Origin of the sequence: Allopusillimonas soli, assembly GCF_004153445.1 — a bacterium.
In the GTDB taxonomy this organism is placed as follows: Bacteria; Pseudomonadota; Gammaproteobacteria; order Burkholderiales; family Burkholderiaceae_B; genus Allopusillimonas; species Allopusillimonas soli.
Genome location: NZ_SDQC01000004.1, coordinates 32,945 through 49,230, shown reverse-complemented (window position 1 = coordinate 49,230; position 16,286 = coordinate 32,945). Strand labels below are relative to the sequence as shown.

The 16,286-nt window shown below is 59.9% G+C and carries 16 protein-coding genes, 1 pseudogene and 1 riboswitch; of the genes and pseudogenes, 6 read left to right on the top strand and 11 right to left on the bottom strand.

From position 1 onward, the window contains the following. Positions 1–20: 20 nt before the first annotated feature. From ERD78_RS13090 to ERD78_RS13080, 3 genes are read right to left on the bottom strand one after another with little or no spacing between them, the layout of a single operon-like run. On the bottom strand, positions 21–1,688 hold the full coding sequence (locus ERD78_RS13090; RefSeq protein WP_218940859.1) for a PepSY-associated TM helix domain-containing protein: 1,668 nt from the start codon (positions 1,686–1,688) through the stop codon (positions 21–23). Beyond that, positions 1,685–1,969 (bottom strand): hypothetical protein, encoded by a 285-nt coding sequence (locus tag ERD78_RS13085; RefSeq protein ID WP_129969771.1) that lies wholly within the window; start codon positions 1,967–1,969, stop codon positions 1,685–1,687. Before ERD78_RS13085 ends, ERD78_RS13090 begins: the two co-directional genes overlap by 4 nt. Then, positions 1,966–2,226 (bottom strand): hypothetical protein, encoded by a 261-nt coding sequence (locus ERD78_RS13080; RefSeq protein ID WP_129969770.1) that lies wholly within the window; start codon positions 2,224–2,226, stop codon positions 1,966–1,968. Before ERD78_RS13080 ends, ERD78_RS13085 begins: the two co-directional genes overlap by 4 nt. A 230-nt stretch (positions 2,227–2,456) precedes the next feature. On the opposite strand from ERD78_RS13080, the gene ERD78_RS13075 reads away from it, so the two are divergent. Genes ERD78_RS13075 through ERD78_RS13055 form a run of 5 tightly spaced genes read left to right on the top strand, consistent with a single transcriptional unit; the run spans position 2,457 to position 6,858 of the window. Then, positions 2,457–3,080 carry a PepSY-associated TM helix domain-containing protein gene (locus ERD78_RS13075; RefSeq protein ID WP_129969769.1) on the top strand — a complete coding sequence of 208 codons (624 nt, stop codon included), beginning with the start codon at positions 2,457–2,459 and terminating at the stop codon, positions 3,078–3,080. Between the two features lie 11 nt (positions 3,081–3,091). Next, positions 3,092–3,601 carry a DUF2271 domain-containing protein gene (locus ERD78_RS13070; RefSeq protein ID WP_129969768.1) on the top strand — a complete coding sequence of 170 codons (510 nt, stop codon included), beginning with the start codon at positions 3,092–3,094 and terminating at the stop codon, positions 3,599–3,601. Positions 3,602–3,629: 28 nt separating this feature from the next. Next, complete coding sequence (locus tag ERD78_RS13065; protein WP_129969767.1) at positions 3,630–4,433, top strand: DUF4198 domain-containing protein; 804 nt, start codon at positions 3,630–3,632, stop codon at positions 4,431–4,433. Beyond that, positions 4,433–5,467 carry an FAD:protein FMN transferase gene (locus ERD78_RS13060; protein WP_371734602.1) on the top strand — a complete coding sequence of 345 codons (1,035 nt, stop codon included), beginning with the start codon at positions 4,433–4,435 and terminating at the stop codon, positions 5,465–5,467. Before ERD78_RS13065 ends, ERD78_RS13060 begins: the two co-directional genes overlap by 1 nt. 5 nt (positions 5,468–5,472) lie before the next feature. After that, positions 5,473–6,858, top strand: coding sequence for a sulfite reductase subunit alpha (locus tag ERD78_RS13055; RefSeq protein ID WP_129969766.1), 1,386 nt, complete (start codon positions 5,473–5,475; stop codon positions 6,856–6,858). A 37-nt stretch (positions 6,859–6,895) separates the two neighbouring features. Here the strand turns inward: ERD78_RS13055 and ERD78_RS13050 are convergent, their stop codons facing one another. The 5 genes from ERD78_RS13050 to vapB all read right to left on the bottom strand — a co-directional run bounded on the left by ERD78_RS13050 (position 6,896) and on the right by vapB (position 9,775). Then, positions 6,896–7,342 carry an SRPBCC family protein gene (locus ERD78_RS13050; RefSeq protein ID WP_129969765.1) on the bottom strand — a complete coding sequence of 149 codons (447 nt, stop codon included), beginning with the start codon at positions 7,340–7,342 and terminating at the stop codon, positions 6,896–6,898. 117 nt (positions 7,343–7,459) lie between these two features. Continuing rightward, positions 7,460–7,906, bottom strand: a complete 447-nt coding sequence (locus tag ERD78_RS13045; protein ID WP_129969764.1) for a PaaI family thioesterase — start codon at positions 7,904–7,906, stop codon at positions 7,460–7,462. 24 nt (positions 7,907–7,930) lie between these two features. Continuing rightward, a complete protein-coding gene (locus ERD78_RS13040) occupies positions 7,931–8,863 on the bottom strand; it encodes a LysR family transcriptional regulator (protein ID WP_129969763.1) in 933 nt (310 codons plus the stop codon). A gap of 274 nt (positions 8,864–9,137) precedes the next feature. After that, positions 9,138–9,548: a type II toxin-antitoxin system tRNA(fMet)-specific endonuclease VapC gene (vapC, locus tag ERD78_RS13035; RefSeq protein WP_306669788.1), complete on the bottom strand. Its 411-nt coding sequence runs from the start codon at positions 9,546–9,548 to the stop codon at positions 9,138–9,140. Then, positions 9,545–9,775: a type II toxin-antitoxin system VapB family antitoxin gene (vapB, locus tag ERD78_RS13030; RefSeq protein WP_129969762.1), complete on the bottom strand. Its 231-nt coding sequence runs from the start codon at positions 9,773–9,775 to the stop codon at positions 9,545–9,547. The genes vapC and vapB overlap by 4 nt, the downstream gene beginning before the upstream one ends. Positions 9,776–10,032: 257 nt before the next feature. Here vapB and ERD78_RS20035 point away from each other — a divergent pair. Continuing rightward, a pseudogene (locus ERD78_RS20035) lies at positions 10,033–10,125 on the top strand (tyrosine-type recombinase/integrase); the annotation flags it as partial. 210 nt (positions 10,126–10,335) lie between these two features. On the opposite strand, the gene thiC reads toward ERD78_RS20035, so the two are convergent. From thiC to dnaN, 3 genes are all read right to left on the bottom strand, one after another. Continuing rightward, positions 10,336–12,267: a phosphomethylpyrimidine synthase ThiC gene (thiC, locus tag ERD78_RS13020; protein WP_129970118.1), complete on the bottom strand. Its 1,932-nt coding sequence runs from the start codon at positions 12,265–12,267 to the stop codon at positions 10,336–10,338. A 122-nt stretch (positions 12,268–12,389) separates the two neighbouring features. After that, positions 12,390–12,501, bottom strand: a riboswitch (TPP riboswitch). A 135-nt stretch (positions 12,502–12,636) separates the two neighbouring features. Then, entirely contained in the window at positions 12,637–15,087 is a 2,451-nt protein-coding gene (gyrB, locus tag ERD78_RS13015; protein ID WP_129969761.1) for a DNA topoisomerase (ATP-hydrolyzing) subunit B, read from the bottom strand. Between the two features lie 88 nt (positions 15,088–15,175). After that, entirely contained in the window at positions 15,176–16,285 is a 1,110-nt protein-coding gene (dnaN, locus tag ERD78_RS13010) for a DNA polymerase III subunit beta (RefSeq protein WP_129969760.1), read from the bottom strand. Position 16,286: the final 1 nt, after the last annotated feature.

Below are 16,286 nucleotides of genomic sequence, written 5' to 3'. Positions count from 1 at the left end.
CGGCGCGACGCTTGCATGCCTCAGGCCGCACCGGCCCATATGCTGTCCCGCTGGCCGCGCGCCTGACGCCGCCGTGCGGCCCTGGCCATCCATATCATGCACAGCGCGCCGACCGCAGCCGTCAGATCGACGCCCACGCTGGCCTGCGAGGTATTGGCCCATAATCCCGTGGCTGGCTGCAGCCATCCCGCCAGGCTGGTCAGCGGTATGGCGATTGTGGCGGCGGCGCACAACCACAACAATTCCACCGCGCCACGCGCGGCGCCGCGCAGGAAAGCCCAGACGATGCTCAGGAAGAACACAGCGTAATAAACAACAATATGCCAGCTGTTCAGGTTCGGCACCAGGCCATGCAGCCATTTTCCCGTCACAAGACTGGCGGAGACGCCCGCCACACAGCCCAGGCACACGCCGACCGTAAGCGCCGACAATATGCGCACCGAGGTTTTTTGCTCCGGCAGCCCAGATTCGCGCGCACGGCGACGGCGCGATTCCATCCATAGCAGGTTGCCTGAATAGAACAGAAAGGCGCCGGCAAGAGCAAGCAGGAAATACAGCCATTGCACGACGGCGCCGCCAAACGTGGCGAAGTGCAGCGCAAAAAATACCGCCAGCCAACGCGTCCAACCTGTGGTGTGGCCTGGCAGATAGGCGCCGTTGATGATGCTGCCGGTAAACGGATCCATGATCGCAAAGGCATCGTAGCGCATCATGTAGTCGGGATCGACACCATGCACACGCACGGTCGGGCGATCGCCGGCCAGGCCACGATAATGCATATATTCAGGCTCGAACCCGGGAGACAGCACCCGCAGTGTGTGCAGAAGCTGCGCGGGCGGCGCCACCGGGGCAATGGCCGATCTGCTCGGGGCTGATGGCACCGCTTGCGCCGGAGGCACAGCCGCCCCTTGCCGCGTGGCGGTTTGCGCCGCGCCCGTTGCCGCAGCGTCCGGCACGTCAATCGGCGGGGCGGGCAGGGTCCACAAGGTTCGCAGCTTGCCGTCGTAGATCAGATGATTCTGAATGTCGTATATCGGTTCGTGAAAAGCGAAGACAACTGTCGTCAACGCGATGATCACGTGAAAAGGCAAGCTGAAGAAGCCAATGGCATTGTGGGCATCCTTCCATAGCACCTTCAGGTTCTTGCCCAGGCGCAGTGCAAAGAGATCCTTGGCCAGGGTGGGAAGCAGGATAACGATGCCCGACACTAGCGCCAGGCCGTACATCATGGCAATCACGCCTATCGCCAGCACGCCGGCGTCCAGATTGCCCGGCACAAAGCCCGCCGTGCGGTGCAGATAGTCGACCAGTTCCGCCACATCCGTGGGTGCGCGCTCGCTGATTTTCAATGCGCCCTCGCCATCAAGAACCGCGTGGTACTGGCGCGTGCCGTCCTGGCTTTTCCATGAGAGCTGCGCCGGCTCGGCGTCGGTTGCGCGCAGCGTCAGCCGGAAGTCGCGCGAGGCCTCCGGATGCGCGGCAAGCGTCTGGTCGATGAGGCGGCCCGCATCCTGTATGGCGACGGGACGCGTATCGTGCATGGGCGGGGACACCCAGGCCGCCAGGTCGTACTTGAACACGGTGAGCGCACCGGCATAGAAAGCAATGAACAGCGCCAGGCCCGCGATGATGCCTGTCCAGGTATGAACCGCCTTGTATATGCGGAGGACGTCCGCTTGAATCTTCATGGCGCAACCGCCAGAAGCAGAAGGTAGCTAGCGATGCTTGCCCCTCCCAGCCAAAGCCAGGCCCGCACGGCGTCACGGAAGAGAAAACAACAGGACAATACGGCAAGCCAGACCGGCGGGACTATCCACAGCGCGATCTGGTATTTGTCGAACACCATGCTGCCCTGGCTGCCGGCATGCATGAAAAGCCCGCTGGCGATCAGCGCAAGCGCCAGACCGCATAGGGTGCCGGCCAGCGTCTTGCCCATCCAGCCGCCATGATGGCGCCGCGCCCGCCTCATTGCCGGCTCCGCCGCAATGCGCCTATAAACGGAAAAATAACCCATAACAGCATCAGAAGCGTCAGAAACACAAAGAAGCCGGTGACCGGCCGCATGGCCAGACCCCACATCCCCATGCCGAGCACCAGCAGCACCGCCGCAGCAGGGGCTATCAGGCCGCTATCCAGGGGCTTGCGGCGCCATGTCTGGTTGGGCGAGCCGAGATAAAAGCAGGCTGCGCCCGTCGAAGTAAGCAGAAAAGCAAGGAAACCCAGCATGATGAGATGCTCCAGGTTTGTGGCGGACCATATTGAATGATAATGATTATAATTTAATCGTTTGGGTGCGCACCATGCCGCCAACGCCCACAGAATGGCGGTCAAACGGGATTAAATAGGAATTATTCGAAAATACTGAAAATTACGCGAATATACCTGATATTAATTCTCATTCGTGATAATATCCCGAAATATTTTTTGCGCTTCTTTTCTCCCTGTCGAACCAGGCCATGTCCGATTCCACGCGCCGCGCCTATTGGCTGAAAACACTGCACCGATGGCACTGGATCAGTTCCGCCTTGTGTTTGATCGGCATGATCATCTTCGCGGCCACCGGCATTACACTCAATCATGCGGCCTCCATCGAATCCGCGCCCCAGGTCCAATCCCTCGTCGCGCAATTGCCCGACGCCATGCTGGACCAGATCCAGTCCGACGGCGGCGCTGCCCCCCGCAAGGCGCCGCTGCCCGCCACGCTGCGAGCGTGGCTGAAACACGAGTTATCCGTGGAGGCCGGGTCGCGCGACGCTGAGTGGTCTGAGGATGAAATCTACCTGTCCCTGCCGCGCCCTGGCGGCGACGCCTGGTTGGCCGTGGATCTGGCCAGCGGCGAAGTCGAATACGAGCTGACCACCCGCGGATGGGTTTCCTACCTGAATGACCTGCACAAAGGCCGCAACACCGGCGTGGTTTGGCGCTGGTTCATCGATATTTTCGCCGCCGCCTGTCTGGTGTTTTCGCTTACGGGGCTGTTTCTGCTCAAGATGCACGCGGGAGGTCGCTTCGCAACCTGGCCCGTGGTCGGCCTCGGCGTCTTGATACCGGCATTGCTGGCGCTTCTTTTCATTCATTGACTGGGGTATTCATGCGCATATTGTTTCGCTCCCTTTGGCTGGCGGCGCTGCTCGCAGGCACGGCTCAAGCCGCCAATTTCACCGTCAGCGTGGAGATACCCGAGCTGAATGTCGCCGCCTATCACCGGCCCTACGTCGCAATCTGGCTGGAACGACCCGACCGCAGTGTCGCCGCCGACCTGGCTGTCTGGTACGACACCGAGGAAGGCGAAGGCACCAAATGGCTCAAAGACCTGCGCCAGTGGTGGCGCCGCAGCGGCCGCGATCACAGCTATCCCATAGATGGGGTCAGCGGCGCCACGAAACCGGTAGGCACGCACACGCTGACGTTCGACGGCAAGACCGCACCGCTTGCGGGCCTTGCCCCGGGCGAGTACGGGCTGGTTGTCGAGGCCGCGCGCGAACTGGGCGGGCGCGAGCAACTGCGGCTGCCGTTCTCCTGGCCGCCGGCCCAGGCCGAACAGAAAAGCGCGCAGGGCAAGCATGAGCTTGGCCGCGTCGACCTCGATCTTGAACCCTAGAAACCGCTGTTTTTCCAAGGAGTCTGTCTTGAAACCGATACACCAATGCGCTCTGGCGGCACTGCTGCTCTGCACATCCCTTGCGGCCCGCGCGCACGACGTCTGGCTGCTGCCGTCCGCCACCGTGCTGTCCGCGGAAAACGCCTGGATTACCGTGGACGCCGCCGCGGGCAATGACAAGTTCTATTTCAACCATCGCCCCCTGCGCCTTAACGGCCTTACCGTGACAGCCGCCGACGGTTCCGCGATTGAGCCTCAAAACCAGAACACCGGCGAGCTACGCAGCACATTCGATCTGAAGCTGACCAAGCCCGGCACCTACCGCCTTGCCATTGCCAGCGACGCCATCGCCGCCGCCTGGGAAGAAAACGGCGAACGCAAGCGCTGGTTCGGCACGCCCGACGAGGTTGCTGACCAAGTGCCCGCCCAGGCCGACAAGCTCAGGGTGTGGCAATCGGTGCGCCGCATCGAAGCCTTCGTGACCGCCGGCAAGCCCACCGAGATCAAGCCTGTCGGCAAGGGCCTGGAATTACTGCCAATCACGCATCCCAACGACCTTTATGCGGGAGAAACCGCAACCTTCCAGATGCTGCTCGACGGCAAACCCGCATCCGGCGTCGAAATTCAGGTCGTGCCGGGCGCAAGCCGCTATCGCGATCAGCTTGAGGCCATCAAGCTGACTTCGGACGAACAGGGCAAGTTCTCGGTGCAATGGCCCCATGCCGGCATGTACTGGCTGGATGCCGACGCACAGGACAACAAGACCGCCTCCAGCCGTGCAAGCGAACGGCGACTGGCCTATGTGGCGACATTCGAGGTCCTTCCTCAGTGATGCGCGCGGCAACAGCCCATAAGCGTTTCCTGCACGCGCTGTGGGCATTGATGCTGGCCCTGTCGGCCTGCGCCACAGCGGCCGAGCCCGATGCCGTTGTTCTTCGCGGTGCCACCATGGGCACCACATGGTCGGCCCAGGCTGTGCTGCCTGTCGGCGTTGCGGCCAATCGGGCGCGCCGCGATATCCAGGCAGCACTGGACCAGGTTGTTGCCCAGATGAGCACCTGGGAGCCCGGCTCGGACATCTCCCACTGGAACCGCGCACCCGCCGGTTGGCACAGCATTCCCAAATCATTCTTCGAGGTTCTGCATCAGGCCATGGCTATCGCGGCAGGCACCGACGGCGCCTACGATCCCACCGTAGGCCCGCTGGTCGACGCATGGGGCTTCGGTGCCGCACATCACGAACGGCGCCGGCCCGACCCATCCGCGCTGGCCCAGGCCCGCGCGCGCGTCGGCTGGCGCAGGGTCCAGCTCGACGCCGCCACCTCGCGGGCGTATCAACCTGGCAACGCGAACCTGGACCTGTCCTCGATCGCCAAGGGATACGGTGTGGATCGGGCCGCGCTCGCGCTGGAGGCACTGGGCGTGACGGACTACTTGCTGGAAGTGGGTGGTGAACTGCGCGGGCATGGCCATCGCCCAAGCGGAGGCCCCTGGCATGTGGCCATAGAACGCCCGGCCACGACGCAGCGCGCCGAGGCCGCCGCGGTCATTCCCCTGAATGGCCTGTCGGTAGCGACATCGGGCAACTATCGCCGCTATTTCCAGGAAGGGCATACTCGCTACGCGCACATTATCGATCCGCGCACGGGCCTGCCGGCGGACAACGGCAGCGCATCCGTAACCGTGGTGCACGCGCAATGCATGCAGGCCGATGCCCTGGCCACTGCCCTGTTTGTGCTCGGCCCCAGGGCGGGATTTGAATATGCGCGCAATCACGATCTGGCCGCCCTGTTCATCGTCGCCACCGACACCGGATTCATACAACACGAAACGCCCGCCTTCTCCGCCTTGGCGTCGGCGGGATAGGCACCATGCTCGAGCGATACCTCATCGCGGTCTGTATTGCCGCAGCGTGGTGCGTACTGTGCCTGCGCGCCTGGCGCACCCATCGCCGCAAGGCCACGCAGGAGGCGTCCACCCTGGCGCATGCCGCCGACGGTGACATCATCGTGGCCTACGCAAGCCAGACCGGCGTTGCCGAAGATCTCGCCAACCGCACCGCGGCCAGCCTTCGCGGCGCAGGCAAGGCCGCGCTCTGCCTGCCGCTTGGCCATATCGATGCCAACCTGATGAAACGCGCGCAGCGCATGCTGTTCGTGGTAAGCACGACGGGCGAGGGCGATCCGCCCGATGCCGCTTCTTCCTTTGTGTCGGCGCTGATGGCGCCGCAGCCCGCCGACGGCGCCGCACCGGCTGCCATGAGCACCCTGGCGCATATGCGCTTCGCCCTGCTTGCATTGGGAGATAGGGAGTACGCGCGTTTCTGCGCTTTCGGCGCAAGCCTGGACGACTGGTTGCGCAGGCACGGAGCGCGACCGCTTTTCGACCGTATCGATGTCGACAACGCGCGTCCGGAGTCCCTCGACCAGTGGAGTCTTGAACTGTCGCGAGCGCTGGCTCTTTCCAACCCCATCAGTCTCGCGCCCATATCTTATGATGGCTGGACGCTGGCGCGGCGCCAGCGGCTCAATCCCGGCAACGCCGAGGCGCCTTGCTTTCATATCGAGCTGCGTCCGCCTGCCGGCCTTCAGCCCGCCTGGCAGGCCGGTGATATTGCGGAAATCGAATTGTCCGCCGGCACCGTTGATGCCCTGCCACAGCATAGGCAATACTCCATTGCGTCGCTGCCCGAAGATGGCGCCATACACCTGCTTGTTCGACAGGTACGCAAGCCCGATGGGCAATTGGGCCGCGTAAGCGGGTGGCTTACCGAGACTGCCGCGCACGGCACTGCTATTCCTCTACGCATCCGTGGCAATCGCAACTTTCATGCACCCGATTCAGCGCGCCGATTGATTCTGATCGGCAACGGAACCGGGCTGGCCGGGCTGCGCGCACACCTCAAGGCGCGCATCGGGGCCGGGCAGCATCAGACCTGGTTGCTGTTCGGAGAACGTTTTCGCGCCCACGATTATCACTACCGCGAGAATATCGAAAGCTGGCACGCCAATGGCGCGCTGGCGCGGCTTGACCTGGCTTTTTCCCGGGATCAGGCCGAGCGGATCTATGTGCAACATAGGCTGCGCGGCGCCGCGACCGATATAAGAAACTGGGTGGAACAGGGCGCGGCAATCTATGTGTGCGGCAGCCGGGACAGCATGGCCCCGGGCGTGCACAAGGCGCTGGTTGATGTACTGGGTACGCAGACCGTACAAGCACTGATGCGGGATGGGCGGTATCGGCGGGATGTCTATTGATCACATCCCGGCCGAATGACCTTTTTACGGCTGCGGCCTACTCGGAGGTCTCCGCTTCCACCAGCTTTGCCAACTGCGCCAGCGACTCCTGCCAGCCCAAATGGCACATCTCGACTGGAATGGCCGAAGGTACGCCTTCCTGCGTAATGTCGAGGTCAGTGCCGCATGTCACTTGTCTCAGCAGCACCGTGGTGATCATTTCCCCCGGCAGGTCTGGATCATCGAAGCGATCCGTGTAGCGGATTTTTTCGCCCGGCACCAGATCAAGGTATTCGCCGCCAAACGAATGGCTGTTGCCGCTGCCGAAGCTGCGAAAGGACATTCTGAACGTGCCACCCTCTTTCGCATCCATGTGTTCGACCTGGCAGGTGTAGCCATAAGGCGGCAGCCACTTCGCCATGGCATCGGGTTCAAGAAACGCGCGATAGACGCGCTCGGGCGGCGCACGCAGCACACGGTGCAGCTGGACTGTTCCGGTCGTCATGATCAATTCCCCCAGAGTTGAGCAGGCCGCCCGCCATAGGCCATCAGGCCGCGCACCGCACGTCAACTCTATACCGCCAAGGCCGTCCTGTCTGTTTCCATTCGCAAACACCGGCTGTCATGTTTTTTCCGTCTTTCCCTGCATCACCATGATGGTCTGCTGCATGAGCGCGCACAGCGTTTCCTTGCCACTGTTGACGGCAAAGACTTCCGCCTTGACCACAATCAGCGTCCGGCCCGGCCGAACGACCTGCCCCCGCGCAACCAGCTTTTCGCCGTTCGCAGGCGCCATGAGGTTCATCTTGTACTCCACCGTCAAAACGGATGCCGCGGGTGGCGCCACAGTCATGGCCGCATAGCCGCCCGCCGAGTCGGCAATCATGCCAACGACACCCCCATGCACAAAGCCGTGCTGCTGCAGGATGCCGTCCCAATGCGGTACATGGATCTCCGTATACCCGTGTTCAACGACAGGCAATGCGGCGCGTATCAAATGCATCGCCCCCTGCCGGTCAAAGCTGGCGCGGACATCAACGGCGAAGTCGGGATTGGCAATTTCCGTCATGGTGTACTTTTACGGGTAGGTAATCTATTCGGAGGTGGTGGCGGGCAGCCGCGCCCATGGCTCGCGGACCAGGCTTTGCAGCAGATAGTCGATGAAAGCCTGTACGCGCGCGGTCCGTCTGCGCCCGGGCGGCGTCACGATGTAGAGCGCGATGGGCGCGACTTCCCACTCGTCCAGAGCCGTCTCCAGCCGCCCCGACTGAAGCTCATCCCAGACAAGAAACTCTGGCTGGAGCGCCAGGCCAAGCCCCGCCAGAAGCGCTGGCGTCAAGGCCTCGGCATTGTTGGCGCGCATCTGCGAGGGCACGGCCTGAGCGAAATCGCCGTGCTTCTTATGCCGAAACCGCCAGCTGGTTCCGCCACGGGAATAGGAATACCACAAGGCCTTGTACCGCTGGAGATCTCGAGGATGCCGCGGCTTTCCGTGCTGCGCAAAATAGGCCGGCGAGCCCACCAGCAGGATACGCACTTCGCATAGGCGGCGCGCCAGCAGGCTTGAGTCTGCAAGGCTGGCGATCCGCAATGCAAGGTCAAACCGCTCCGCCACCAGGTCCACTTGCTTGTCGTCGAACTGGATATCGAGCTCCACCTCAGGATAGGCAGCGAGAAAGCCTGGCGTGATCGGCGCGAGGCGGCTCAGCCCAAAGGACATGGGCGCTGACACCCGAATCAATCCGCGCGGGCTGACGGCCTGCTCGGCGATTTCAGCCTCGACCGCCTCTCCTTCTTCAAGAATGCGGGATGCGCGCTCCAGAGCCGCCTGACCGCTTTCGGTCAAGGACATTCTGCGCGGCGTGCGGTGAAAAAGCACCGTGCCCGTGCGAGCCTCCAACCTGCCAATCGCCTTGGACACCGTGGCTTGGGACAAAGACAGCTCGGCGGCAGCACGGGCAAAAGAACCCATCTCCGCAACCTTTGCAAAAATCGCCCATGCCTCCAGGTCTGGTAGCTTTTTCATCGGCCTTCCAGTCGTTTGGCTGTGGGATGTGCCTTTACCTGGGGACGGTGCTGTAGGAGAACCCATAACATGAAAATCTTCTCTCTGCGATACGGACGGGTCAACAAGCCTACACACCTGTCCTGTCGGTTCTCACAATACGTTGGTGAGCACATTCACACAACTAATGGAGAAACCCGATTTTTCTCACCACTGCTGAAAATTTCTAATGCAGCCAGATGTCAGCGCAATAATGAACATGCCCCAGATATGAAGAGAGGGGCATGGCTTGGGTTCAATGGCCTTTGATCCAATCTTCTATGCGTAGGCCATCGACTCGTTCAAACTCACGCGTGTTGTTTGTTACCAGTACCAAGCCAAGTGACCGGGCGTGACCAGCGATCAACACATCATAAGGGCGAATTGGTGCTCCTTTAGTTTTCAACTCGGCCCGGATTTGGCCACTGTGAGAGGCTGCGGCATTGTCAAAGTGCAACACCTCAAGCCTTGCGGCCATGCCTTCGATTTCTGCCAGGTTCCGTGCAGGAGCCTGTGAGTTCTCCGCCCCGAAGATCAACTCGCTAAGGGTTACAGCGCTGATGCAAAGCCGCCCTTGATTCAAATTGAATGTATCTCTGATGTAGGGCGGTTTATTTTTGATCGTGAAGATGCAGATGTTGGTATCGAGCATGTAGCGAAGCATCATAGCGTCTCGCGTGCTTGGGATTCCGGCTGGCTGCGCTCATTCATGAAGTCCTCCGTCACGCCAGGGCCGTCAAACCAGCTATCCCATGTGGCGTCGATAGGGCTGATCAAACGAGCGCGACCGATGGCGGTCACTTCGACTTGCTTGACGTTTTCCGGCAGCTCAAGCGCTTTGGGAAGTCTGACGGCCTGGCTGCGGTTGTTCATGAAAACAGTAGTGCGGGACATGGCCACCACCTTTGTATATGCACATGGTATATACATATAGTGGCACGCATGGATGTATATGTCAATGTAATATACAGTCGCTTGGGCTGTCGCTGCGGATTTTTCATTAATTATGAAATTCGATAGGTAATCCATCCAATGTTTAATGCTTTCCATTTTCCAGCCGGTTAACTTGGACAGCTGATGCACCGACATTTCTGCTTCTAAAACTGGTATTCCAAAATACCGAGCAACCTCTGACTGAAGAAACCCCATTTTCCCTAGGGTTAGACCCTACGGGGTATGGAACGCGCACCACGCGCCAAACAAAGGCCACGCTGATCTACCGGCGAACGAAGAACCTTCGGGCAGGAGGCTCTCCCGCATCGCTCCACGTCCAATCCTGAATCTCGTCCTCATAGGACATGCGTGGATGTTTCCACCTGACAATAACGCGCCGGTCACCCAAAATTAACCCCACATCGCCCCGCTAAGACAAAGTGTCCGGAGGCGTTCCTTCATATGAGTGCGGGGGATTACCCCCCTTAAAAAGGGGGAGCAGCATTCGCCAGTAACTACAGTCATGATGGTTGAATGGGTACATACAATTCTCCACCTGACTGACGAAATGCCTGTGACTTCTCGTGCAGGCCGGCCTGCACGGCTTCACTTTCGGACAGACCCTTGGCTGCTGCGAAATCACGAACTTCTTGCGTAATTTTCATGGAGCAAAATTTGGGTCCGCACATACTGCAGAAGTGCGCCTCTTTGCTGGAGTCCTTGGGCAGCGTTTCGTCATGGAATTCGCGTGCCGTTTCAGGATCTAGACCCAGGTTGAACTGATCCTGCCAGCGGAACTCGAAGCGAGCCTTGCTGAGTGCATCGTCACGCGCGCGGGCGCCCGGATGACCTTTAGCCACATCGGCAGCATGAGCAGCGATCTTATAAGCGATCAAACCTTGCTTGACGTCTTCCCTATCAGGCAGGCCCAGATGCTCCTTGGGAGTCACATAGCACAGCATAGCAGTCCCCATCCAGCCAATCATAGCTGCGCCGATAGCACTGGCGATATGGTCATAGCCCGGTGCAATGTCTATGGTTAGAGGCCCAAGGGTGTAGAAAGGAGCTTCGTGGCAGGTTTTCAGCTGTTCGTCCATATTGGCCTGAATCATGTGCATAGGTACATGACCCGGACCTTCTATGATGGTCTGTACGTCGTGATTCCAGGCCACTTGCGTCAATTCGCCAAGCGTACGCAGTTCAGCAAACTGCGCCTCATCATTGGCATCAGCACCAGAGCCTGGGCGCAAGCCATCACCTAGCGAGAAACTCACGTCATATTGCTTCATGATGTCGCAGATATCCTCGAAGTGCTCATAGATGAAACTCTCGCGGTGATGAGCCATGCACCACTTGGCCATGATAGAGCCGCCACGGCTGACAATCCCAGTCATGCGATCTGCGGTCAGATGTATGAAGCCTAGCCGCACTCCCGCGTGGATGGTGAAATAGTCAACACCTTGCTCGGCTTGTTCGACCAACGTATCACGGAAGATTTCCCAACTCAGGTCTTCAGCAATACCACTCACTTTTTCCAGAGCCTGATAGATCGGTACCGTGCCGATGGGTACAGGGCTGTTGCGGATGATCCAGTCGCGCGTGGTATGAATGTTCCGGCCCGTGGAAAGGTCCATCACGGTATCGGCCCCCCAGCGGGTTGACCAGACCAGTTTTTCGACCTCTTCCTCAATGCTAGATGTGACCGCACTGTTGCCAATATTTGCGTTCACTTTCACCAGGAAATTTCGCCCAATGGCCATGGGTTCCACTTCAGGGTGATTGATATTGGCCGGCAATATGGCGCGGCCTCGTGCTATTTCATCGCGTACGAATTCCGGTGTGATGATCTTGGGGATATTGGCACCCATGGGGTTTCCGGCCACACGACGGGCACGCTCTTCATTGGCCAGATACTCGGCCATCCACTCCCGCTTGCCGTTCTCGCGCAGGGCAACATATTCCATTTCGGGGGTGATGATGCCGCGCCGTGCATAATGCATTTGCGTGACATTGCCTCCGATCTTGGCCTTGCGTGGCTGGCGCATTAAGCCGCTGGCCTGTTCACGCAACACGGCGATGCGTGGGTTGTCACGTTCGCTTCGGCCACCATCATCTAGCAGTTTTGCAATGCGGCCTGAATATGACTTGGTATCAGCGCGCTCTTCAATCCAAGGGGCACGCATGGCGGGCAGTCCCTTCCTTACGTCAAGCTCTACGGTTGCATCTCCGTAGGGACCCGAGGTGTCGTAGAGACATACCTGCTCTCCGTTGGTAAGCGCAACTTCGCGGACGGGGATGCGCAGATCAACGCGTGAACCCTGTATGTGACTTCGGCTGGATGCTGGAAAAGGTTCTCGTGCGCGCGCCAATGATGTGGCAAAGTCTTCGGGCGTCAAACCCTTGGTTGATGCAGTTGCGATATTGATATGGCGAGGGGAAGTAGGTGCATTCATGCGGGCGTCTCCTGAAATAAAGGGATTGCTCCGCATCAGCCAGGTGCTGGGCATGCTAGGTGGATATCCTGTTGTTATTCCCGGAGCGGGCACCGGACGGATATCTACCACGGCATCGACACCCTTGTGGCTACAGCTCTTCTTACGCTGGTACTAACCAGATCAAGTTCGCGGTTCCGGCAGATTAGGTCCGCCATCTCAGCACGCCAAATTCGTGCACCCCGGAGCAGCAATAATTTTATAGTGTCCTTTGTGAGTTGCCAATCACCTGAAGGACTATAGAAGAAGGCAATCAAAAGCAAGAAACCCATAAGTGTCTCAACTTATGGGTTTCAAGTTCTCATATTATGGGTTCACTTACAGACACAATCACACATCAATATTCCCCGCCTGCAGCGCATGCGTTTCTATGAATTCGCGGCGCGGCTCGACATGGTCGCCCATGAGCGTGGTGAACACTTGGTCGGCGGCAATAGCGTCCTCGACCTGCACGCGAAGCAGGCGGCGCACTGCCGGGTCCATTGTGGTTTCCCAAAGCTGCTGCGGATTCATTTCGCCCAGGCCCTTGTAACGCTGCTTGCTGATGCTGCGTTCGGCCTCGGCCCTGAGCCATTGCATGGCTTCGCGGAAGTCTTGGACCGGCTTTTCCTTGCGCTTGTCGCCTTCGCCACGCGCCATGACCGCGCCTTCTCCCATAAGGCCTGTGAACGTCTGCGCGGCGCGCGCGAGCACGGCATAGTCGGCGCCGCGCACAAAGCCGCGATCGAAAACACTGACGCGCACATTGCCGTGATGGATGCGATTGAGCACAATGCGCCACGCATCGCCCTCGTCGCTGGCCTGCACATTGACGGTCACGGCGTTGGGGACGGCGGGGTCGTATACAGCATCGTAAAGACGCTGGGCCGATGCAGCCGCTTTGTCGGCATCGGAAAGATCGAGCTGCACCCCTTCGGCCATGGCCGACAGGGCATCGTGGTCCATGTAGCGCGACAGGCGCGTAATGACACCGTCTGCCAACACATACTGGCGCGCCAGATCGGCCAGCGCATCGCCCGTTATGGGCTGTGCGCCCTCACGAACCAGCAGGGACGCGTCCTTGAGCGCCACCTGCAGCATGAATTGCGCCTCTTCGGCATCATCCTTCAGATAGCGCTCATCGCGGCCAACCTTGACCTTGTACAGCGGCGGCTGCGCGATATACACATAGCCGCGCTCGACCAGATCAGGCATCTGGCGATAGAAGAGCGTAAGCAGCAGCGTCCGGATGTGCGCGCCGTCCACATCGGCATCGGTCATGATAATGATGCGGTGATAGCGCAGCTTGTCGATATTGAAATCGGGGCCAATGCCCGTGCCGAGAGCGGTGATGAGCGTGGCGATCTGTTCGCTGGAGATCAGCCGGTCAAAGCGGGCCTTTTCCACGTTCAGCACCTTGCCGCGCAGCGGCAGGATGGCCTGGAACTTGCGGTCGCGCCCCTGCTTGGCCGAGCCTCCCGCCGAATCCCCCTCGACGATATAGATTTCGCAAAGGGCTGGATCCTTCTCCTGGCAATCAGCCAGCTTGCCGGGCAGGCCGGCGCCTTCGAGGACGCTCTTGCGCCGTGTCATTTCACGGGCCTTGCGCGCCGCATCGCGCGCGCGGGCCGCCTCGATGATCTTGTTGCACAGCGCCTTTGCATCGTTGGGATGTTCCAGCAGCCAGGTTTCCAGCGTACGCGCAACCGCTTCCTCGACAGCAGGCCGCACTTCGCTGGAAACCAGCTTGTCCTTGGTCTGGCTGCTGAACTTGGGTTCCGGCACTTTCACCGACAGCACGCAGGCCAGGCCTTCGCGCATATCATCGCCCGTGGTGTCGACCTTGGCCTTCTTGGCCAGCTCGTTGTCGGCAATGTATTTGTTGATGACGCGCGTCATGGCCGCGCGCAGGCCGGTCAGGTGAGTACCGCCATCGCGCTGCGGGATGTTGTTGGTGAAGCACAAGACCGTTTCGGTGTAGCTGTCATTCCATTGCATGGCGACATCGACGCCTATCGTGGTGTCGTGCACCATGGACTCCGTGCTGACCGAAAATACATTGCCATGCAAGGTGGTCTTGGCGCGATTGATGTACTCGACGAAGCCCTTGACGCCGCCGAGAAAGGCGAAATCTTCTTCCTTGCTCGTGCGCTCGTCGACCAAGCGTATCTTCACGCCATTGTTCAGGAAGGACAGCTCGCGCAGACGCTTGGCCAGGATGTCGTAGTGGTATTCGATGTTCTCGAAGATTTCCGCGTCAGCCAGGAACTGCACCCGCGTGCCGGTGGATGACGAGTCGCCGGTGACACGCAGCGGCTCAACGCGCTCGCCGCGGCGGAACTCCATTTCATACACGGCGCCGTTGCGGCAAATGGTGAGCCGCAACCACTCCGACAGTGCATTCACACATGAAACACCCACGCCATGCAGGCCACCGGAAACCTTGTAGGAGTTGTGATCGAACTTGCCGCCAGCATGCAATTCGGTCATGACGATTTCGGCTGCACTGCGGCCGTATTCGTCGTCTTTGTGAATGTCCGTGGGAATGCCTCGCCCATTGTCGCTGACCGAAATGCTGTTGTCGGCGTGGATGGTGACCACGATGTCGTCGCAATAACCCGCCAGCGCTTCGTCGATGGCGTTGTCCACCACCTCGAACACCATATGGTGCAGGCCGGTGCCATCGGATGTATCGCCTATATACATGCCGGGACGCTTGCGCACGGCCTCCAGGCCCTTGAGCATCTTGATGGAATCGGCGCCGTATCCGGGGGTTGCGGCGTTGGTGGCTTGATCTGACATAATGTGCGAAAAACCTTTTGAGAGCCTTGCAGGCAGCTGCGGCCAGGCACAAGACCTGTCCGTGGCCGCGCGGGAACGTGATGTGACGCTAGATGCGCATCGGCATCACGACATACTTGAACTGGTCGTCATCCGGAGCGGTGATCAGCGCGGACGCGTTCACATCGGGTTGAACAGACCACTGTACCGAGTCCGTCTTGAGATTGCCCAGCACGTCAAGCAGGTAGCTGACATTGAATCCGACGTCCAGCGGCTCGTGGCTGTAGTCGATATCCAGCTCTTCCTGGGCCTCTTCCTGTTCGGCATTGGAAGATGAGATCTTGAGCTGGTTTTCCGCAAGCTGGAGGCGTACGCCCTTGAGCTTGTCCGTTGTAAGAATGGCTGCGCGGTGCAGTGCGCCTTGCAGCACTTCACGGTCGATGGAAAAGTGCCGCGTGTAGTTGCTGGGGATGACACGCGTGAAATCGGGAAACTTGCCTTCCACCAGTTTGGAGACAAGCTCGACATCGCCGAAACGAAAACGGATCTGGCCGGGTGCCACGTCTATGGTGACCGGATCTTCGCTGTCTTCAAGCAGCCGCTGCATCTCGAGCACGGTCTTGCGCGGCACGATGACGTCGTGCTTGCTTTCAATACCCTCCACCGCTGTGCCATTGTGCGCCAGGCGATGGCCATCGGTGGCGACAGCGCGCACGAAGCCGGGCTCGAACACGAACAGCAGGCCATTGAGGTAATAGCGGATGTCCTGCTGCGCCATGGCGAAATGCACCGAGTTGAAGAGATGCTTCAGGGTTTTCTGCGGGAGCGAAAACGAAATATCCCATTTTTCGGGCTGAGCCAGGGTGGGGTACTCGGCCGCAGCCAGCGTCTGCAGTGCGAAGCGGCTCTTGCCGGCCTGCACTGCCAGCTTGCCGCTGGACAGCGCCAGCTTCACATCGCCCGAGTCGGGCAGGGCGCGCAGGATATCAAGCAGCTTGCGTGCGGCAACCGTTGTGGATTCGTTGTCGTCACCAACACCGAACTCCCCATGCGTCGTGATCTGGACTTCAAGGTCCGTGGCGATAAAGGCCAGCCTCTTGCCTTCCTTGCGCAGCAGGATGTTGGCGAGAATCGGCAGGGTATTCCTGCGTTCGACGATCCCCGCCACCGTCGAGAGCGGCCTGAGCACTTGATCGCGAGTCGCTTGTACGAGTTGCATG